Annotated in this window: 24 protein-coding genes; 9 read left to right on the forward strand and 15 right to left on the reverse strand. The window is 45.2% G+C overall.

The features are described from left to right. Window positions 1-235: 235 nt before the first annotated feature. Window positions 236-451: a hypothetical protein gene (locus ACUVJL_RS22340; RefSeq protein ID WP_445247840.1), complete on the forward strand. Its 216-nt coding sequence runs from the start codon at window positions 236-238 to the stop codon at window positions 449-451. Between the two features lies 1 nt (window position 452). Beyond that, window positions 453-722: a hypothetical protein gene (locus ACUVJL_RS22345; RefSeq protein WP_445247841.1), complete on the forward strand. Its 270-nt coding sequence runs from the start codon at window positions 453-455 to the stop codon at window positions 720-722. Window positions 723-879: 157 nt separating this feature from the next. Here ACUVJL_RS22345 and ACUVJL_RS22350 read toward each other — a convergent pair whose 3' ends face one another. From ACUVJL_RS22350 to ACUVJL_RS22385, 8 genes are all read right to left on the reverse strand, one after another. Further along, window positions 880-1512, reverse strand: coding sequence for a hypothetical protein (locus ACUVJL_RS22350; RefSeq protein ID WP_445247842.1), 633 nt, complete (start codon window positions 1510-1512; stop codon window positions 880-882). Between the two features lie 21 nt (window positions 1513-1533). Further along, window positions 1534-3075 (reverse strand): pentapeptide repeat-containing protein, encoded by a 1542-nt coding sequence (locus ACUVJL_RS22355; protein ID WP_445247843.1) that lies wholly within the window; start codon window positions 3073-3075, stop codon window positions 1534-1536. Between the two features lie 40 nt (window positions 3076-3115). After that, complete coding sequence (locus ACUVJL_RS22360; RefSeq protein ID WP_445247844.1) at window positions 3116-3451, reverse strand: DUF5615 family PIN-like protein; 336 nt, start codon at window positions 3449-3451, stop codon at window positions 3116-3118. Next, entirely contained in the window at window positions 3451-3681 is a 231-nt protein-coding gene (locus ACUVJL_RS22365) for a DUF433 domain-containing protein (RefSeq protein WP_265239574.1), read from the reverse strand. The genes ACUVJL_RS22360 and ACUVJL_RS22365 overlap by 1 nt, the downstream gene beginning before the upstream one ends. An 87-nt stretch (window positions 3682-3768) precedes the next feature. Further along, window positions 3769-4134, reverse strand: coding sequence for a type II toxin-antitoxin system PemK/MazF family toxin (locus ACUVJL_RS22370; protein WP_445247845.1), 366 nt, complete (start codon window positions 4132-4134; stop codon window positions 3769-3771). Then, window positions 4128-4328, reverse strand: coding sequence for a DUF2281 domain-containing protein (locus ACUVJL_RS22375; protein WP_445247846.1), 201 nt, complete (start codon window positions 4326-4328; stop codon window positions 4128-4130). The genes ACUVJL_RS22370 and ACUVJL_RS22375 overlap by 7 nt, the downstream gene beginning before the upstream one ends. 95 nt (window positions 4329-4423) lie before the next feature. Continuing rightward, window positions 4424-4729 (reverse strand): XisI protein, encoded by a 306-nt coding sequence (locus tag ACUVJL_RS22380; protein WP_445247847.1) that lies wholly within the window; start codon window positions 4727-4729, stop codon window positions 4424-4426. A 55-nt stretch (window positions 4730-4784) separates the two neighbouring features. Further along, a complete protein-coding gene (locus tag ACUVJL_RS22385) occupies window positions 4785-5162 on the reverse strand; it encodes a XisH family protein (RefSeq protein ID WP_445247848.1) in 378 nt (125 codons plus the stop codon). A gap of 349 nt (window positions 5163-5511) precedes the next feature. On the opposite strand from ACUVJL_RS22385, the gene ACUVJL_RS22390 reads away from it, so the two are divergent. Beyond that, entirely contained in the window at window positions 5512-6540 is a 1029-nt protein-coding gene (locus ACUVJL_RS22390; RefSeq protein ID WP_445247849.1) for a hypothetical protein, read from the forward strand. Window positions 6541-6600: 60 nt separating this feature from the next. Here the strand turns inward: ACUVJL_RS22390 and ACUVJL_RS22395 are convergent, their stop codons facing one another. The 3 genes from ACUVJL_RS22395 to ACUVJL_RS22405 all read right to left on the reverse strand — a co-directional run bounded on the left by ACUVJL_RS22395 (window position 6601) and on the right by ACUVJL_RS22405 (window position 8464). Then, window positions 6601-6849, reverse strand: coding sequence for a transporter suffix domain-containing protein (locus ACUVJL_RS22395; RefSeq protein WP_445247850.1), 249 nt, complete (start codon window positions 6847-6849; stop codon window positions 6601-6603). 366 nt (window positions 6850-7215) lie between these two features. Then, the gene (locus ACUVJL_RS22400) at window positions 7216-8034 is read right to left on the reverse strand and encodes a carbohydrate ABC transporter permease (RefSeq protein ID WP_445247851.1); all 819 of its coding nucleotides are present in this window, start codon (window positions 8032-8034) and stop codon (window positions 7216-7218) included. Window positions 8035-8266: 232 nt separating this feature from the next. Beyond that, complete coding sequence (locus ACUVJL_RS22405) at window positions 8267-8464, reverse strand: hypothetical protein (protein ID WP_445247852.1); 198 nt, start codon at window positions 8462-8464, stop codon at window positions 8267-8269. A 63-nt stretch (window positions 8465-8527) separates the two neighbouring features. Between ACUVJL_RS22405 and ACUVJL_RS22410 the strand changes: the two genes are divergently transcribed. The 3 genes from ACUVJL_RS22410 to ACUVJL_RS22420 all read left to right on the forward strand — a co-directional run bounded on the left by ACUVJL_RS22410 (window position 8528) and on the right by ACUVJL_RS22420 (window position 11119). Next, window positions 8528-9220, forward strand: coding sequence for an aldehyde oxygenase (deformylating) (locus tag ACUVJL_RS22410; RefSeq protein ID WP_445247853.1), 693 nt, complete (start codon window positions 8528-8530; stop codon window positions 9218-9220). Between the two features lie 142 nt (window positions 9221-9362). After that, the gene (locus tag ACUVJL_RS22415; protein ID WP_333132807.1) at window positions 9363-10388 is read left to right on the forward strand and encodes a long-chain acyl-[acyl-carrier-protein] reductase; all 1026 of its coding nucleotides are present in this window, start codon (window positions 9363-9365) and stop codon (window positions 10386-10388) included. A gap of 554 nt (window positions 10389-10942) precedes the next feature. Further along, window positions 10943-11119 carry a GDP-mannose 4,6-dehydratase gene (locus tag ACUVJL_RS22420; RefSeq protein ID WP_445247861.1) on the forward strand — a complete coding sequence of 59 codons (177 nt, stop codon included), beginning with the start codon at window positions 10943-10945 and terminating at the stop codon, window positions 11117-11119. A 202-nt stretch (window positions 11120-11321) separates the two neighbouring features. On the opposite strand, the gene ACUVJL_RS22425 is transcribed toward ACUVJL_RS22420, so the two are convergent. The 4 genes from ACUVJL_RS22425 to ACUVJL_RS22440 all read right to left on the reverse strand — a co-directional run bounded on the left by ACUVJL_RS22425 (window position 11322) and on the right by ACUVJL_RS22440 (window position 15062). Continuing rightward, window positions 11322-12338, reverse strand: coding sequence for a methyltransferase (locus ACUVJL_RS22425; RefSeq protein WP_445247854.1), 1017 nt, complete (start codon window positions 12336-12338; stop codon window positions 11322-11324). Between the two features lie 388 nt (window positions 12339-12726). After that, window positions 12727-12912, reverse strand: a complete 186-nt coding sequence (locus ACUVJL_RS22430; RefSeq protein ID WP_445247855.1) for a zinc ribbon domain-containing protein — start codon at window positions 12910-12912, stop codon at window positions 12727-12729. A gap of 600 nt (window positions 12913-13512) precedes the next feature. Beyond that, window positions 13513-13785, reverse strand: coding sequence for a hypothetical protein (locus ACUVJL_RS22435; RefSeq protein WP_445247856.1), 273 nt, complete (start codon window positions 13783-13785; stop codon window positions 13513-13515). 800 nt (window positions 13786-14585) lie between these two features. After that, window positions 14586-15062: a tellurite resistance TerB family protein gene (locus ACUVJL_RS22440; protein WP_445247857.1), complete on the reverse strand. Its 477-nt coding sequence runs from the start codon at window positions 15060-15062 to the stop codon at window positions 14586-14588. 218 nt (window positions 15063-15280) lie between these two features. Here ACUVJL_RS22440 and accA point away from each other — a divergent pair, with 218 nt between their 5' ends. From accA to folE, 3 genes are all read left to right on the forward strand, one after another. Continuing rightward, window positions 15281-16261: an acetyl-CoA carboxylase carboxyl transferase subunit alpha gene (gene accA, locus ACUVJL_RS22445; RefSeq protein ID WP_445247858.1), complete on the forward strand. Its 981-nt coding sequence runs from the start codon at window positions 15281-15283 to the stop codon at window positions 16259-16261. 588 nt (window positions 16262-16849) lie between these two features. Next, window positions 16850-17575 carry an SDR family oxidoreductase gene (locus ACUVJL_RS22450; RefSeq protein WP_445247859.1) on the forward strand — a complete coding sequence of 242 codons (726 nt, stop codon included), beginning with the start codon at window positions 16850-16852 and terminating at the stop codon, window positions 17573-17575. Between the two features lie 103 nt (window positions 17576-17678). Next, window positions 17679-18397, forward strand: a 719-nt coding sequence (gene folE, locus ACUVJL_RS22455) for a GTP cyclohydrolase I FolE (RefSeq protein WP_445247860.1), incomplete at its 3' end; no start/stop codon positions are given.

The following is an 18397-nucleotide window of genomic DNA, read 5'->3' on the forward strand; positions in this document are numbered from 1 at the left end:
GGTGGGCGTCTCGCCCGCCCTAAAAATACAATTACTTACTGGGCGTTGATATTGGATTTCAGGGTAAAAATAAGAGATTGGCGATCGCCCAAAACCCGCTAATCCGGCATCAAAACCCCCAAAGTCCCCAGATTAGTCCGGGGATCAATTCTTCAATCTAAAATCTAAAATCTAAAATCTAAAATCGATTGACGGCGGCCCCCATCTGCCGCTACGCTTGGAAGTGAGAGGTTGCTTGCTTGTAGAGGAGGCAGCCCGCGTCGCCCAAAAATCTAGTTGCACTGCCCAAAGCTGCTACGAACAGCAATGGACAGCTAACCGCCAAACTGGGATAGCAGTCTGGCGGCTAACGGAGTATCTTAACATCCTCTGTAGCCGCCCTGCTGTGTTGAACGGCGGGGCGGCTGGGTTTTTGGGTTTTTCTAGAAAACCCAAAACCAGGAGAACATAATATGTCACAGGAATTCTTACCTGACGACAACAAATCCGATCGCGCCAATGACGACTCAGCAGCAGTATCGGAACAGGAAGTAGTGCTGTTAACGGTTGTCGGTTCGCCCAAGGGTGTCAGGGAAACCATATTCACTTTGTACCGACTAGGATTTGCCCAAGTCGGCGATTGGAGCCCCCTACAACGTGCAGCTAATCCGAAGCAGGTGATGAGTGTGCTGATCCGTCGTTCGGGGGCTCACGGTACACCGCCGAGAAAATCTGAAGGGTAAGCTGTGTTGTCATCCTGAGTGAGTAGCTTAGGATTTACGCACGGGTGGTCAGAAACCGGGTTTTTTGCGAGAAAAGGCGTTAAAGCGCGCAGATTTGCGAAAAAACCCGGTTTCTTTGGTCGAAGTGTGTAAGTTCTGTCTGAATTTATGAATAATTTTAGGGTAAAAGTAAGAGACTTGCGATCGCGGGCAACAATTTACTGCAAGCTTCTACCAACGTCGCTGCACTCGGTAAACCAGCAAGAATACCTTTCAGCATTGTCATGGCTGTTTCCCCCGCCTCTTGCATTGTGCTTGGTTGGGGATTTTTCCCTACTTCTGCCAAGGCTTTTACCTGTTTCAAGGCTACAGCTTTATTCTTGTCAGATAAATTAGTTTCAGCCTCGATCGCTGTTTGTAACTCAGTCAATAATTCTTTGATTCCCGGCTTGTCACTTTGAGGAGAGGCTGGTAGCTGGTTAATAGAGTTGGTAACTGTACCGCTGATATCGCTATTCAAATTTGATTGATTAATATCTCTAGCAGTGATGTTGTTGCTGTTGGTTGGGTTCATAGCTTTACTCTCTGATGTAGAATTAAGTTCATTAGTAATAATAACATTATTAACACGTTCCTGACGCAATTGATTAGCCAACATTTTTGCAAGTTCCATCTGCTGTAAAATTTGGTGACGGTAAAATTCTATCTCTTTATCTTTAGCTTGCACTTCAGATTTGTGCTGGGCTTTTAAATATTTAATATGTTTCTCATATTTCTGTCTAATTAGAGCAAGACTTTCGTCACTTTCCATGGTTGGGCTAAGAGTTTATGCTTACTTATCCTCCTGAATAATATTAATCGACTGTGGTTGTTGAGCTAAAATATCCACTATTTCTTTCATGTAATCTATTTCCTGGCGATAGAAGGCGATTTCCTCATCTTTATATTTTAATTGCTCGGCTTGCCTTTGAGCTTCTAGCCTTGCTTGATAAACTTCGTCCCAAATTTTCTCAATTTGCTCAAATGTATCCTTATCCGTTCCTTCGGGAACTTTGAGAGTCAGTAAAACATCATTTTCTTTCTTCTCAATTCCTTGAATTGACTTCGGTGTCATGTCTGGAAATTCTTGCATTAACTTCTGAAAAGCGGCGATAAAAGCTTTTGGGTTCAGTCCATCTTTGAGCAGGATTTGCACGGTTGTCATAATTCTTTTATAGAGTTTCTCGAAATCCCCCGGTTCAAAACATTTACTGATGTGGTGAGGGCGGCGTTCGCGATCGTCAGTTCCCGGTTTGGGATATTCTAGAAGATAAATAAACCCACAGTCAACTCGATCGATCTTTGTACTCGCGTCAATATTCCATGCTTCCAAACAAGCACCTGTAAAAAAAGCTGCTGTAAAATCCGTTGCCAAGGCTTGAGTTTCAGTGAGGTTTGCCGATTTCAAACTAGCTTGATGCAAAGTTGCTCCTTTGAGGTTAGCCTGCTTGAGATTAGCATAGCTGAGATTAGCGCCTGTCAGGTTTGCTCCTTGGAGATTCGCACCAACATAGGATTTTTTGTAGCCATTGCCGGTGATGAGTAATTCTCGGATGCGGGTATCAGCTAATATCGAATTACCGACTCGTGCGCGATCGAGTTTTGTTGTATTGCGGAAGGAAGTGCGAGTGAGATTGGCTGTTCTAAAATCCGTACTTTTGAGAATTGCGTGAGTGAAATTAGCATCAGTTAGATCCGCATTGCGAAAGCTAGTGCCACCTATAGTGGCAATGGCAATGGCAGTGGTGTGAATCCAAGCATATTTTTCCTCTCCAGCCAAGGCACGTTCAGCAAGATAAAGAGCTAATCCTGTCACTGCCCCTGCTATTGCCGCTGTCCCTGCCCATGCTATTGCCCCTGCCCCTGCCGCCGCTGCCCCTGCCACTGCCCCTGTAGCTGCCGCTACCCCTGCCATTACCGCCACTATTGTCGCTGCCCCTGCCACTGCCCCTGCCACTGCTACTGCCACTGCTACTGCCCGTAGACCTTGGCGGATGGTATCTATAAAGAAGATTGCCAAAACTATCAGCATAAGCACAGCGGAAATAATGGTGTACTGTTTGATGATATTTAGAATCAAAAAAACTGCTATCCAAGAACTAGCAAAGCCTGACATGAATCCCGATATTACCGATAGAAACAGCGAGATAGTTAGTAGAAAAATTCTCCAGCGGTGTTGCAGTCCGGCTTGGGCACCGGTGAAGTTAGCTTCTCTGAGGATGGCATTGGTGAAGTTTGCGCCTCGGATGTCTGCCTGGCTGAAGTTTGCACCTGTGAGGTTTTGACCTTTGAAGTTGCGGCCTCGGAGATTTTTACGGGAGAAGTCTTTGGGCATGATTTCACACAGGGAGATAGTAGTTATTTTTTCATTTTCCTTAAAACAAAGTGATAATGCCACTATTAGGAGCGTCACTTAAAGCTGCGATCGCATCATAGTTCTTTCTTAGTAGCCCCTCGATATCCCGCGTCGAGCAATTTCCGCGCCGTATCCAAATTACCTTTGGAGGAAATCCCAACAATAGACTCAATTCGCTAAAATCCGCATCCTTGGTAACGATAATATAGTCATGCTGACGAGCATAATCCCAAACCTCGCGATCGGGTGCGGTAGGTAATCCCATCCTATCGACATGAACGGAACCCGGATAAATATCAGCAAGAAGATTGACCAGACTGGGAGAGAGATTTTGGTCAAACAAGAGTAGTTTCATCACCCAACAACTAACATAAACTGCTCCCGTTTAGCCGCAAAACTCAAACAAGCTAAAATATCCTGTTGCGTGAGATAGGGAAAATCATCTAGGATTTCTTGATAAGTCATCCCAGATGCAAGATATTCCAACACGTCATAAACCGTAATTCTCATGCCCCGAATACAGGGTTTGCCACCACGCTTCCCCGGTTCGATCGTAATGATCTTAGCGATGTCTTGTTCTGACATGACATTTTTCCTTTAGCTACTGCTCTCAATTTTAGCATCTGAAAATAGCGATCGCCCCATATCTTTACAATGACGAAGTGCGATCGCTCACAAACCTAAAATCACACGCAGGGCTACTGCCAGCCCATCCATATAATTGTCATCTAAATGACCGATTATCCTAATAACCCTAGATTTGTCAATAACTCGAAGCTGTTCGCAAAGTATCACTGAATCTTGATTTAAACCCCCAACTCCAGATGGCACAAATACATGAGAAGGTAAAAGAGCGCGACGAATCTTAGTAGTAAACGGTGCAATAATAGTATGAGGACTTACTGCATTAGCACGGTCAATCTGCAAGATGACAGCAGGTCTTATGCCAGCTTGCTCTGTACCCACTACCGGATTCAAATCGCACAATATGACATCTCCTCTGGTATAAGTTACATTTACTGATGAAGCCCCTACCATTGAATTTCTCCTCGTGCTAACTTTTCTTCGTAGGCTTCTAAATTCTTTAAATAGTCAGAAAAGTCTGATTCAGTTAACTGTGGCAATTCACTGTTATATTTGAGGAGCAAAAAGTCTATGAAATCATTCACTTCTTGAACAAGTGACTCTGGCAGTTGGCTAATTTTAGCCGAAGTTATATCGTAAATTGTCATATTTTTACTCTATTTATTCGATTATTCTTAATTCTAGCATCAGAAGATAGCGATCGCCCCGCAGCTTCTCCTCTCGGACGATCGCACTTATGGCATCAACCAACAGCAAACTCCGTAAATTTCCGTCTATATGGGGCTTTAAAAGCCAAAACTATATCTTGCTTTGGAATTCCAGCTTCAACCAATTCATTAGCAACTCCGATTTCCGTGCCATCCCGTTCGATCCAAATTTTACCATCTTTAATTTCCACGTAGATGATACAACCAAATACTCGACTCAACTCTTCCCACCCGATATGCAACAATTGATAGCGAGATCGTTCCGTATCAAATATCAAATGCACTTCTGTCTTACTATTTAAGCGATTTTCTACGTGGTGTTTAAGAATCCTTTGTACCACTTCACTGTAATTCAATCCCTCCATTGCACAATCTCCTCTTGATTTGGGTTAAAAATTAATATAATAATTTTAGGTGATATTCTACTATCACTCTTTGAATAAACCTACGAGTAAAAAATTCATTGTAAACATCTTCAGGAACAGCCAAATACAAAGTCCGATCTGGTTCGGTCAATCTCAATGCTGAACGGTAGTTGAGACATTGACCGAGTGCACTGTGAAACTCAGTCACGTCTGAGGCTCCTAGAAAAGATTTTACCTCTACAGCAATCTTTTTACCAGTTTTTTCAGCGACGAGGATTTTTTCTGCCGTTAAGTCTATGTAAAAATCAACATCCTCAACTTCAATGAATAGATTTTCGTCAGTGATGATCCACCCATCTTTTTCGAGAGATGTTTTAACAGTATTGTGAAAAAAATCTTTAGCTGGCATAAGTTAACTTGAGTTTTCAGCTACTTAAATTATAGTCAGGCTGACGAGCATACTCCCAAACTTAGCGATCGAGTACAGTAGGTAATCCCATCCTATAATATCCTAATTCACTTTAACTCAATCCCCCCACAGCCAGCACTCGGATCAAGTCCCATCCGGGGCGTACCCGGAGTCATTTTGGGTATCTTTTCGCCGATCGCCCTCCATCGTGCAATAATAAAATGACTTGCACAAAAACTCTATTAGTAGGGTGAGCCTTGCCCCCCTGACTACTACAGGTAGCGTCTCAACTGTCAACCCGTGCAAATTCCCACTTAAACCGGCTATTGCACTACACAAATTTTTCCTAATGGCTGAAGTCCCCCTAAATCCCGCAGAACTTGCAGAAGCCCTCAACGGCTTTACCGATATCAATTTCCAATTGCCAGACCCCGAAGACGAACAACTACCAGACTTTGATTTTGAAAATCAAGTTGACAATGCCTGGAAAGTGTGCGATCGCTTCGACTTGCAAACCGACATTTGGCGGGGACGCATTCTCCGAACAGTCCGAGACAGAGAAAAAAAAGGCGGCGAAGGACGCGGCACAGGCTTTTTGAACTGGCTCAAAGAAAGAGAAATTGGCAAAAGTCAAGCCTATTCTTTGATAGAATTAGCTAATAGTGCCGATACTCTGATCCAGCAAGGAGATTTAGACCCAGATTCCATTAGAAACTTCAGCAAAAGAGCCTTTGTAGAAACCGCCAAAGCATCTCCCGAAGTCCAGCAAATGGTAACAGATGCAGCAGCAAATGGCGATCGCATCACCCGCCGCGAAGTCAAACAACTCTCCGACGAATGGATGGCAATGAACTCAGAATTATTGCCCGAAGAAGTCAAAGAAAAAGCATCTAGCGGTTCTCTACCTTCCCGCTACCTCGCACCTTTAGTCAAAGAAATGGAGAAACTCTCCCCATCTCACCAAAGCGAAATTCAAAAAGAAGTAGCAGAAAATCCCGACGTAGATACTGTCAAACAGCTAACTTCCGACGCCAAGAACTTATCAAAATATCTCGACGCCGCCGCCCAAGTGCAAGCTCTCAATCAGCCTCACTTAGACATGGAAATGGCCTTAGAAGAATCTTTGCGAGTCGGCTGTTTGGGAACCACCGCCGACGTTGTAAAACAAGCCGCGCAGCTAGAACAAACAGTAGTCAAACTCTACACAATTTGGAAGCGTTTAGGTAGTTTGGCAGATAGATTGTACGTGGATACAGGAGCAAGCACACCCAATTTGCGGTTGCTTTTGGGATGCTTGGACACTCTTTCGGGAGAAAAGATAGAAGTGGATTTCGGAGACGGAGAACGCTCTATTCGCTTGCAAATTTTTAGTGAATAGCTCAATCTTGACCGCAGATAAACGCCACAATCCCGGCTCATTATCTGCGTCAATTCCGGTTCATCTGCGGTGAAAATTTCTGATTTTTTTCCAAAGATAGCGGGGATGCAAATAACGCCGATATTTGGTAACTACTTCTTTCCCCAACAGCACCACGCTAATCCAAAAACAAACTTCTGCCCCAACAGCTAGAACGACATCAATCGTAGTTTTTTCGGCGATGCTTAGCGGCAGGAACGGCACCACAAAAAAGATTACCAGCCAGGGCAGAAAAGATAGGACAAATAAAAACAAACCGAGCTTTTGCATAGATTCACATAATACAGCTTTGATCTCCCCTTTATCTCTTAGTCCGCTTGGAGTGGACTTCGTTTGTATAGTAGCACTTTCACTCGCTGAGTGACTATAAACTCCCATCTTGCACCAATGTCAGCAACAGGCAAGATGCCTGTTCCACAAGAACATTAGACCTCTTGCAAAAATCCTTTTCATCAATTGATGGGACGGGGAAGATGCCCAAACCACAAGAGTTTTTTTTTTTTGTGGGATGGGCATCTTGCCCGTCCTATTTATTTTTGCAAGAGGTCTATTTAGTATTGGTGGAACAGGCATCTTGCCTGTTCTTGAGAATGGTTCAACATCTGACTACAAACTTAATTGCCAAGCATCTCCACCTCAATTCTTAATCCCCGTCGCCGCAATCCCCCGAATAAACTGCCGCTGACCGACCAAAAACAGCAACACCACAGGTACAGTTCCAATTACCACCGCCGCCATCAACAACTGCCAACTGCTAGTAAACTGTTCCTGAAATTCCGCCAAAACCAACTGCACAGTCCGCAACTCCGGCCGCGTCGTAAACACCAGCGGCTTAAACAAATCGTTCCACTCCCCGATAAAAGTAAACAAAAACAGCGTCACCAAAGCAGGGCGGGCCAAAGGCAACATCACCTGCCACAAAACCTGCCAGCGGTTAGCCCCATCCAGCATTGCCGCCTCCTCCAACTCCACCGGAACAGTCATAAAATACTGGCGCAGCAGAAAAATCCCAAAACCGTTAGCCGCCGTCGGCAAAATCAGCGCCCCGTAAGTATTCAGCAGATGACCCCACTTCAAAACCAAGAAAATGGGAATCACCAAAAGCTGAAACGGAATTACCAGCGTCGCCAAAACCCCCAAAACTATGGCCTGTCGCCCCCGAAACTTCAGCCGGGCCAAAGCGTAACCGGCCAAAGCAGAAGTCACAACCTGAAAACCAGTCACTGCGATCGCCACTAGAGTAGAATTAAAGAATGCCAACAAAAAATTACCCCGTCGCCAAGCCTCCTGATAGTTCGCCAAAGTCAGGGCTGTGGGCTTGACACCAACACCAGATGGTGAAAGCGAAACCAAAAATACAGCAGCCAGTGGCAGCAGCACCAGCGCAGCCCCCGCCAGCAACAAAATAAAACTCAGCAATTCCAGCGCTTGAGACCTGTCAAAGGATTTACCCATAAATTTGTGAATTAACCTAAAATAATAAGCCTGTGAGGTTCTCGGGCCCGATCGCCTCCCAGATTCCCATACAACAACATAATATGTCCTAGAGGGAAAGAAGGAGTACCAAGGGCGGAAGTTGTGATTAGGATATAATCTTAGAGATAGAGTTGGTACTGTAAAACCCTTAAAGGTGGAGACATAGACCGTATTTCTATCATCTATTTCCGGGCAACAGATCGACTAACGACTAATTCAAGTAATTAGTAAATAGATAGCATTCTAGCGATAGTCTTTCTGGAGTGTTCGACGGCAAAAGTCCGGCAAACACTCTGAGGACGCCAGTTTTTCCCGGATCGTCAAAGAAAAGTTCTTTGTCGAAAGAATCCTCAGCTATAATCTTTGATTTAGATGGGGTGCGTTCAAAATAGGTAAAGTGTACTGTCACTGACCCCTATTTTAAAGGGGTTTCCAAACATCCCACAAGCTTATATAAGGAGACTACATATCTATGCCCCAGCTTGAGGCCAGCCCAACAATTGACTTTCAAACCGAAACTTACAAAGATGCTTACAGCCGCATCAACGCCATTGTGATAGAAGGCGAACAAGAAGCTCACGACAATTACCTGACACTGGCCGAACTGTTGGCTGACAAAAAAGCAGAGTTAGTTGGCTTGTCCAAGATGGAGAACCGCCACATGAAAGGCTTTCAAGCTTGCGGTCGGAATCTCAAAGTCACGCCGGACATGGCATTTGCCAAGCAGTTCTTTTCGGAGTTGCATAGAAACTTCCAAACGGCCGCTGCTGAAGGTCAGATTGTAACTTGCTTGCTGATTCAATCGCTAATTATCGAGTGTTTTGCGATCGCAGCTTACAACATCTACATCCCCGTCGCCGATGACTTTGCTCGCAAAATCACCGAAGGCGTCGTCAAAGAAGAATACAGCCACCTCAACTTTGGGGAAGTCTGGCTGCAAGCTCACTTTGAGGAATCCAAAGCCGAACTCGAAGCCGCCAACCGCCAAAACCTGCCCATCATCTGGAAGCTGCTAAACGCTGTCGCAGACGATGCCCGCGTCTTGGGAATGGAAAAAGACGCTTTAATCGAAGACTTTATGATTGCCTACGGCGAAGCCCTAGGTAACATAGGCTTTAACAACCGCGATATCATGCGGATGTCAGCACAAGGCCTCGCAGCCTAGTAAATTTGGAAATAAGGAATGGGAAAAGACTTAAAAATAAAAAATAAAAAATGGGATACCTCATTTTAAAATATAAATTTTTAATCTTCCCATCTTCCATCTTCCATCTTCCATTTTCAATCTTCCTTCATTTGACAACTTAATGTTTGGTCTAATCGGTCACTTAACCAGCTTAGAACACGCCCAATCAGTAGCTAACGAGCTGGGCTATCCAGAATATGCCGATCAAGGTCTCGATTTTTGGTGCAGCGCACCGCCCCAAATAGTTGATCATATCACCGTAACAAGCATCACTGGACAAAAAATAGAAGGTCGCTATGTGGAGTCCTGTTTTCTGCCAGAAATGCTAGCCACTCGCCGGATTAAAGCAGCCACTCGCAAAATCCTTAATGCGATGGCACACGCTCAAAAAAACGGGATTAACATCACTGCTTTAGGCGGCTTTTCTTCGATCATTTTTGAGACTTTCAACTTGCAGCAAATTAAGCAAATTCGCAATCTCAAGTTGGAGTTCGAGCGCTTCACAACCGGCAACACTCACACGGCTTACATCCTCTGCCGCCAAGTAGAAGAAGCAGCCCCCAAATTAGGGATTGAACTTTCAAAAGCCACTGTAGCCGTTTGCGGTGCTACTGGCGATATTGGCAGTGCGGTGTGTCGCTGGCTGAATGTTAAAACAAATGTAGCAGAATTGTTGCTCATTGCCCGCGACAAAGAACGATTGCAAGATTTGCAATCGGAATTGGGGCGAGGCAAAATCATGGATTTGGAAGAAGCCCTGCCCCAAGCTGATATTGTCGTGTGGGTAGCCAGTATGCCAAAGGGAGTAGAAATTGACCCTAAGACATTGAAGCAACCCTGTTTATTGATTGACGGTGGCTATCCGAAAAATCTGGCAACTCAGGTTCAGCATCCCGAAATTTACGTACTCAATGGCGGCATTGTGGAGCATTCCCTCGATATTGAGTGGAAAATTATGAAGATTGTCAATATGGATGTACCGGGCCGACAGTTGTTTGCCTGTTTTGCTGAATCAATGCTGCTGGAATTTGAAAAATTGTATACCAATTTTTCTTGGGGACGGAATCAAATTACTGTGGAAAAGATGGAGCAAATCGGTCATATTTCTGTCAAACACGGTTTCCGACCTTTATTAATATCATTTTGATGTTGACAGTTGACTTTTGACAGTTAACTGCAGGAGTTAGGCAGAAAACGGGTTTTTAGGAGAAGAGTGCTTTAAGGCTTTTAATTCTCATAAAAACCCGGTTTCTAGGGGTCGGAAATTTTAATATTACTCCGTAGGTTTGATGCTTAAAAAAAACAAGCTAAGCTGTCGCGCATTTAAATTGTATATTCAGGGCGGGCGGGACACCCCACAAGACTTTGATTTTTTTTGACAGAGAATTTAAATGCCGCAACAGCTTAATACTATTCAGTGTTAGTCTGTATAAACGCCCTATATTAAGGTTAGGCAGAAAAATTATGTCTAATACATAGGGCTTGCTGAAAAAGTCTACAGAGCGAATAATATCGTTTCCGGTTGGATGAGAATGATAAAATCAAGGTCAATAATTCCCCCTTCCCCCACGGATTACTCCCAACGGACCACTCCCCATCATTCCGGTGTAACCAGAATTAATATAAGCTCGCGCCACACAACTTAAAAAATAGTAGGTGCGTCGCTTATTTCTCAAATTTACCCAGCGACTTGCCACGAAAGTGCATTTGATCGAAAAGGCGATCGTTGCTTCCAGTGATAAAGCCTATGGAGATAGTCGGCATCTTCCCTATACCGAAGATATGCCATTGATTGGCAGCCATCCTTATGATTGCTCAAAATTATGTCAGGAACAGGTTGGAACAAGGCATTGCCGAAACAGTGCAATGGAATTGTAAATATTTTGAGCATCGTGTCTAGTCGGCGAATGATATTAATGATTTGGATGTGAACTATATTTAATCTGCCTCAACTAGCGCCAGGGATGAGATAAATAAGGCTTTGGAACGAACCATTGCCTTTGAAGTTGGCTCTGGTTCGTTCGATATGGATGATACGGTCTATGACGATGGGGGGAAGTAGCGATGAGTAGTCGCCTGCTTATTTGGGCTTGCTGCCAACCACCATGGAATAATAGCCATAGGTATTTATTACCTTGAGATCAGTGAATCCGGCTGTGCTGAGCATCTGGAATAGTTCCGGGGCTGAATACTGTTTTCCTTGTGTCATCAATATCAGAATTAGGGAGAAGGCGGTGGCAACCCTTGGCATATCCTTGCCATCATTGAGCAGAATTTCATGGATGAAGATTTTCCCACCCGGCTCTAGTGCATCAAAACTCTGGCGGACAAAGAATTCACATTTTTCTTTACCCCAATCATGGAAAATATTGCTGAAGATGATTCCGTCATAGTCGCGCGGCCACGGGTCTTTGAAAAAATCCATTGCAAGGGTATCAATTTGCTTGTTCAGTCCCTGAGTGATAATGAATTCATTGGCTATTTGGCAGACAACTGAGAGTTCCAGGATGGTGAATTTCATGTGCGGGTATTTGTCAGCCAGTGGCAGGCAAAAAGTGCCGATCCCGCCACCAATGTCAAGCAGCCTAGTCAAACCCGCAAACTCTGCAGATTGTGCAGCTGCAGTTGCGGGGGCGATGGTTTGAGAGTGCATGTGTTGGGCAAATTTTTTAGCCTGTTCAGTGTCAATTTCATGCGTTTCCCAAATATCATTTTTGGAATAAAAGGTCGATGCATCCTTTTTAATCGCATTCATTACCGTTTCATGTGAAAGTGGCAAAGTCTTCATCAAATGCAAGATTCCACCCCAATAATAGTGGCTATCGGGCAGCAGGAAAGTGCGCGCCGTATCGGTAAGATAAAATGCGGCATTTCTTTGCGTCAGGAAACCGATAGATACCATTAATCCGAGCAGCGATTCTGTGCCACGGATGCCTAAAGCCAGTTTGCTGGCGGTTTCCTCTAGCGTTGCAGGCGTTTGTTCTAAAAATGCAAAGAGGCCGATTTCATCTGCGACAGTGAGTGCCGGAAAATAACAGGAAGACATCCAAGTATCCCAAAGCAGACGATCGTTACAGGTTAATAGAGTAGATTGCATGATATCCCTGATGTTGGTTGATGTTGCAGCTTAAGGTGGATTGAGGGTTCAATCCGGATTAAATGACGAGGAAATATGCGTATTTGACTTAGGCATTAACAACCTAATTATGTCATTCACAAGTGTTGCGAAGAATCTTCAATCCTCGCCCAACCATTAAAATGCCTAAGTCCTGTGCATATTTTTTTTTTACGCAGGGTATGCGCCGTGAACAAACCAGACGGTCAACGGAGTACCATTAGAGCGCAGGCTTCTTTTTCCCTCGATGCCAGGGCTTTTTTGAGTGACGTAGAACCACCACCACTTTCGCAATTCAATCCAATCTTTTTGATAAGCTTGGCTGATTTTTTTTGCTCTCCAAAGACTCACCTCACTGACAAGAATGCCATCAATCTGACAATTCTTTAGGCACTTTGTTGAGACAATTCCAGCAAGGTTGAGAAGTTCCCTTGGGGTCAAGGAATACAACGCTTTTACCTAATTTCCCAGCGACATATTTGATGACATTAGCAAATTGACTGTGAGCAGCATCAAGCAGTGATTTATTCCAACCACTCTTACCTGCCTGACCCAAGAATCAAGTAAACTAAATTGCCATCTTCAATATGAGTCTTGACTGGGGCGCGTTTACTCCTATTCTTAAGACTAAAATCCTCTACAACCAAAACATCACACTTGTCAAATAACTTATGTGCTGTTTTGAATTGCCAATCAAGTCTTGTTCTAGCTACAAATTTATGGAGCTTAGAAATCTTGCCTTTGAGAATTTTTTAGAGCTTATAACCTTTAACCCTGCTAGCTAACTTTGCTTGAAGTCTGGCCAACTTTTCAGCAGATGCTCTCAAAAATCTCGGGTTTTAAACTCGTTCATTATTGGATAGGTAGGCGTAATTAGTAATCCCTAGCTCAATACCCATACTGTTTTCTGCTGTCGGTTGAATTTCTACAACCGTTACTGGAACTGTTTTATCTTCTAGCGTTAGGGAAATATGCTATCCATCTGCTTCTGTGATAACCGTTTCAGTCTTAACCTTGAATCCTTTAGGTATTGGTCTATGGAATACGATTGGCACTTAACCTACTTTTGCGGTAGTCGATACAAATCCTCTGAAGGCTCATCTTTGATAATCTTCTAATTATCAAGTTGAGGATAAGTAAGAGATTTGTAGTAAGGTCAACCTTTAAATTTAGGCTTGCCTCTACGATTGCCATTTCTGTCAAGTATCGTAAAGTTTGAAAAGGAAGTTTCCACAGGATTCACTACATCCTGCAAAACCTGGGAATCCAAGGCTTTGTAATCAGGAAATAGTCTTTTGGTGTTTTTTAAGTCAGCTAACTGTACAGTTTGCCATTGCATATAGCCACCATCAATGTTTAAGAAAACATTACCCTTTTTTGTTAAAGGATTACCAGAGCCATCTTTTTTCTTACCATCTCTCGTTTGCACTCTAGTGAGAGGAATATTCTTGTAGATTTCCTCTACTGAAACTCGATATGCAGTTAAAGGGAGGGCATTGATGGGTGTTCTGGCCGCTTCCCACTATTTGAATCTTTCGCCTCATCGGTAGTTGTATAACCTAGGGCAAAGTTAGAGGTGAGTCGCTATCGTCACCGATTGATGTTTAGTGGGTTTTAGGCTGTACTTCTAGGTTAGTTGCATAAACTTCTTGTTTTCGACCTAATTACAATATACTCTATTTGGTCACATTGTTATGATTGTATTACTGTTTCAATTCCTAGAAAGTACATTGACAATCAGGATGCTCCCGAAATATAATTGGGCTGCTTCGGAACAAAGAAGACCGCGACGCCTTCGATCGAGAGGCGTGGTTGATTCGGGGTACGGAGGCTTATAAGGCCTTCTTTGACCGAAAGCAGCCTGGCTACAAGCCCCCGGATTCTTTCGTGGAGCGAGAAAAAAGCTCCGAATCGTCATCACGAGTCCCCGGATTTATGTGACGAATGTTGTTTACAATGGAGAGCTAGTATTTAAAGACATTCAGGAGCATCCAATTTGTAAATTAATGGCAAAAATTTTTGAGTAGCTTGTGTTGGGAAAATTCAGGGTGAGGCCGATCGCCTATGTATAGCCTTTCTCAGTAACATGAGGTGCTCTCGCGGGCATAGGGCATAGGCCTCCGTGGGCATAGGGCATACCTCACTTTTTTGAGAACCGCTATAGTTAAAACAAAATGACATAATTCTTACTATTTTCAAAGGAACAAGCGCTCGAATAGGCTGAGGCGCTTAAAAGTTTTGACCGCAATTTTTGATAGTCATCACTTCGATAATTTTTTTGCCCATCTCGTCCGAGATTTCTAAAGCTTCGGCAAGTTCCACTAAGAATTCCTTTTCTTCTTGAGTGAATATTCCATCTACCAAAACTAAATCTGTGGCGATCGCAAAAGCGGTTTCTCGAAGCTGAGGAGTTAGGGTATTTTTAGCAGCTGCAAATACCTCAGCCGGATTGTAATGACGGCTCAAGTTCAGGACTTTCTTAAAAAGCTCTTGGAAGTGTTCCCCTGAATAAGAGCTGAACAAGCGGAGGTGATTCGCGGCAAGGGTTTGTCTTTCTTCTTCTGAGATTTGACCGTCGGCGGCAACAGCTAATACAGAAATGGCTGTTAAAGCTTCCGAGGGAGTGAGTTCGATCGTACTTGTGTCGCTTTTTGTACGAACGAACAATTCAGCAGGATTTGGTCTTTTGTGGCTGTGGGCAGGCATAGGCGCGCGGGGAAAGCTCCGGGTAAAACTCTGAGCTGAGCCATAACAGTTTACCACAAAACGAACATCAAGGAGCTGGTTTTCAACGGCGTCCGGCAGCAAATCACTATTCAAAATTCAAAACTTTCGATTTTCCCTCTTTTTCAGCATCCCCTGACACGGTAGGATCTGGAAATAGTCGATCGACAAAAAATTAAAACCTTATAGAAATTATCAGCGTGCCAAACTCAGACCGCAAACCACTACTCCTAGATTTTGAAAAGCCGCTGGCGGAACTAGAAACCCGAATTCACCAGATCCGCGAACTCGCCGCAGAAAACGGCGTCGATGTCACCGACGAAATTCGCAAACTCGAAGCTCGCTCGGCCCAACTGCGACAAGAAATTTTCAGCAGCTTGTCCCCCATGCAGCGGCTGCAACTCGCCCGTCACCCGCGCCGCCCGAGCACCCTCGATTACATTCAGGCAATTAGCGACGAGTGGATCGAGCTTCACGGCGATCGGCGCGGCACAGACGACCCGGCCCTTGTCGGCGGAATTGCCCGCATAGACGGGCGTCCCACAGTCATCATCGGCCATCAAAAAGGGCGCGACACTAAAGACAATATCGCCCGTAACTTCGGCATGGCTGCTCCCGGCGGCTACCGCAAAGCCCTGCGGTTGATGGAACACGCCGATCGCTTCGGAATGCCAATTTTCACCTTTATCGACACTCCGGGAGCTTGGGCGGGCTTAGAAGCAGAACAGCTCGGACAGGGAGAGGCGATCGCCTGCAACCTCCGAGAAATGTTTCGCCTCGACGTTCCCATCATCTGCACCGTCATCGGCGAAGGAGGTTCCGGGGGCGCATTGGGTATCGGTGTCGGCGAGCGGCTGTTGATGCTGGAACATTCCGTCTACACCGTCGCCACCCCCGAAGCTTGTGCGGCCATCCTCTGGAAAGACTCTGGGAAAGCTAACTTGGCCGCAGAGGCCCTCAAAATCACCTCTTGGGATTTGAAAAACCTCGGCGTTCTCGATCAAATAGTACCAGAGCCGATCGGCGGCGCTCACTCGAATCCCCTCAAAGCTGCGTCCATACTCAAACAAGCTTTGTTAGAAAACTTAGCAGAACTGACACAGCTTACTGGTCAGCAGCGACGCGAGATTCGGTATCAAAAGTTTCGCGACATCGGTGTATTCACTGAACTTTCTGCTTGAGCCGATCGATTCAGAGTTATCAGTTAGGACTTAAAAATCTCTTAACTGATAACTCATTATTCTGCAAATCAATCAGCAGTGTTATAATTTCTCAGGTGACACCCGCTTAACAGTTCTTAATGTGGATCTCATAATTAACTGCGATCGCCCGTAGCAGACAGCTTTCTAATTTGCCGAAGAAGGCTGCAACGCTTGAGGAAGTTGCCGAGCGAAAGTATTAGGACAGTCAAGAACCTCAGCCTAAAGGCATGAGGCTTGAAGGAGAAATCTAACAAGCCGTTTTGACCAGCCTCAGTCTTAACTGACTACGTTTTTGGAGTCACGACACCCTGGGATGCGTAGCTAGTCCTTTGCTCTGTCGCTGAAGGTTAAACAGTTCTAAGGTCACTGGGACAGTGCTTTCAGCCTAACAAGCTCTTAAAACATTGGCGAAGTACAGACGACCTGGCAGGTCGTCTCTTCTACTCCGAAAGGAGATTGAGGCAACCATACCTCATCGGAGGGGCAACCATACCCCTCCACCCCGCAAAGGTTTTAAGTCAATGTAAAGGCGTCCTAAAAGGACGGGGTTTCAAACCCATATTTCTGATGAACCATCCCACAACAAAGCAGGCTCTGATTACCGGAGCCAGCAGCGGTATTGGCAAAGCGACGGCTCTAGCGTTCGCTGCCGAGGGCATAAATCTGGCCTTAGTTAGCCGAGAGTCGGAAAACTTAGAAGCCGTTGCCACAGCAGCCCGAGAAGTCGGAGTGAAAGCAGAAGCTTATCCCTTAGACTTGGCAAAAATTGAGCAAGTGCAAAGCAGCATCAGCGCGATCGCAGCTCAATTGGGTGCCGTAGATATCCTGGTCAACAGCGCGGGTATGGGCTACACCGGCTCTTTGACCGAAACGTCCCTAGCCGACTGGCAGAGCGTTCTAGACCTCAATCTTACTAGCGTTTGGCAGTGCATTCTAGGAGTTTTGCCGTCGATGCGCGATCGCGGATCGGGAATCATCATCAACGTTTCCTCGATCGCCGGCATCCAAACCTTCCCCAACTGGGGGCCCTACTGCGTCAGCAAATTCGGTCTCATGGCTTTGTCTAAAACCTTAGCCGCCGAAGAACGGGCTCGCGGAATTCGGGTAACAGCAATCTGTCCGGGTTCTGTCAACACTCCCATGTGGGACACAGACACCGTGCAAGCCGACTTCGATCGCAGCGCCATGTTAACCCCAGAAATCGTGGCCCAATCAATTCTGCACGCAGTTCAGTTGCCAGCAAATGCAGTAATTGAAGAAATCACCCTCATGTCCAACGCAGGAGTTTTGTGAACTTAAGATTTGAGACTGCTGGATTTTTCTCGAATTCAACAATCTTTGAATCTCTAGCTATATCCCCCTATCGAAAATCGATTCACCCTCACACCAAATTGTTATGACAACTGCATCTTCTACCGATTCCAATGGCTCGAACTCACTCTCGACTGACAGCATGAAACTGTTACAAACAGCAGATAATAACTCCCCGCGCATCCCCACTCGACCCGATCGCAATTCCTCGCACGGTCAAGAATCCAGCGTACCCGTACCCTCAGAAGTAGGCCAGGAAGAAATGATCGAGGCCGTTCGCACCCTGCTGCTGGGAGTAGGAGAAGACCCCGAACGCGAAGGATTGCTCAAAACCCCGAAGCGGGTAGCAGAAGCACTGCGGTTTCTCACCAGCGGCTATACTCAATCCCTCGAAGAACTCCTCAACGGCGCTATCTTTGACGAAGGCCACAACGAAATGGTACTGGTACGAGACATCAGCGTATTCAGTATGTGCGAACACCATATGCTGCCGTTTATGGGCCGAGTTCACGTGGCTTACATTCCCAACCAAAAAGTAGTGGGACTGAGCAAATTAGCCAGAATTTCCGAGATGTACAGCCGCCGGTTGCAGGTGCAAGAACGTTTGACACGCCAAATTGCCGAAGCAGTTCAGACAATATTGGAACCGAAGGGAGTGGCTGTAGTAATGGAAGCCAGCCATATGTGCATGACGATGCGGGGCGTCCAAAAACCGGGTGCTTGGACGGTTACGAGTGCCATGTTGGGCGTGTTTCAAGATGAACAGAAAACTCGCGAAGAATTCCTGAATTTGATCCGCCACCA

This window comes from Microcoleus sp. OTE_8_concoct_300, from assembly GCF_031383065.1.
In the GTDB taxonomy this organism is placed as follows: Bacteria; Cyanobacteriota; Cyanobacteriia; order Cyanobacteriales; family Microcoleaceae; genus Microcoleus.

Excerpts from the sequence above, each read along its gene's own strand:
- ACUVJL_RS22415 (WP_333132807.1), top strand. The coding sequence starts at position 9,363 with ATGTTTGGTCTAATCGGTCACTTAACCAGCTTAGAACACGCCCAATCA.
- ACUVJL_RS22350 (WP_445247842.1), bottom strand. The coding sequence starts at position 1,512 with ATGGAAAGTGACGAAAGTCTTGCTCTAATTAGACAGAAATATGAGAAA.
- ACUVJL_RS22385 (WP_445247848.1), bottom strand. The coding sequence starts at position 5,162 with ATGCCAGCTAAAGATTTTTTTCACAATACTGTTAAAACATCTCTCGAA.
- ACUVJL_RS22400 (WP_445247851.1), bottom strand. The coding sequence starts at position 8,034 with ATGGGTAAATCCTTTGACAGGTCTCAAGCGCTGGAATTGCTGAGTTTT.
- ACUVJL_RS22395 (WP_445247850.1), bottom strand. The coding sequence starts at position 6,849 with ATGCAAAAGCTCGGTTTGTTTTTATTTGTCCTATCTTTTCTGCCCTGG.
- ACUVJL_RS22450 (WP_445247859.1), top strand. The coding sequence starts at position 16,850 with ATGAACCATCCCACAACAAAGCAGGCTCTGATTACCGGAGCCAGCAGC.
- ACUVJL_RS22360 (WP_445247844.1), bottom strand. The coding sequence starts at position 3,451 with ATGAAACTACTCTTGTTTGACCAAAATCTCTCTCCCAGTCTGGTCAAT.
- ACUVJL_RS22390 (WP_445247849.1), top strand. The coding sequence starts at position 5,512 with ATGGCTGAAGTCCCCCTAAATCCCGCAGAACTTGCAGAAGCCCTCAAC.
- ACUVJL_RS22425 (WP_445247854.1), bottom strand. The coding sequence starts at position 12,338 with ATGCAATCTACTCTATTAACCTGTAACGATCGTCTGCTTTGGGATACT.
- ACUVJL_RS22370 (WP_445247845.1), bottom strand. The coding sequence starts at position 4,134 with ATGGTAGGGGCTTCATCAGTAAATGTAACTTATACCAGAGGAGATGTC.
- ACUVJL_RS22440 (WP_445247857.1), bottom strand. The coding sequence starts at position 15,062 with ATGCCTGCCCACAGCCACAAAAGACCAAATCCTGCTGAATTGTTCGTT.
- ACUVJL_RS22355 (WP_445247843.1), bottom strand. The coding sequence starts at position 3,075 with ATGCCCAAAGACTTCTCCCGTAAAAATCTCCGAGGCCGCAACTTCAAA.
- ACUVJL_RS22345 (WP_445247841.1), top strand. The coding sequence starts at position 453 with ATGTCACAGGAATTCTTACCTGACGACAACAAATCCGATCGCGCCAAT.
- ACUVJL_RS22410 (WP_445247853.1), top strand. The coding sequence starts at position 8,528 with ATGCCCCAGCTTGAGGCCAGCCCAACAATTGACTTTCAAACCGAAACT.
- ACUVJL_RS22365 (WP_265239574.1), bottom strand. The coding sequence starts at position 3,681 with ATGTCAGAACAAGACATCGCTAAGATCATTACGATCGAACCGGGGAAG.
- ACUVJL_RS22375 (WP_445247846.1), bottom strand. The coding sequence starts at position 4,328 with ATGACAATTTACGATATAACTTCGGCTAAAATTAGCCAACTGCCAGAG.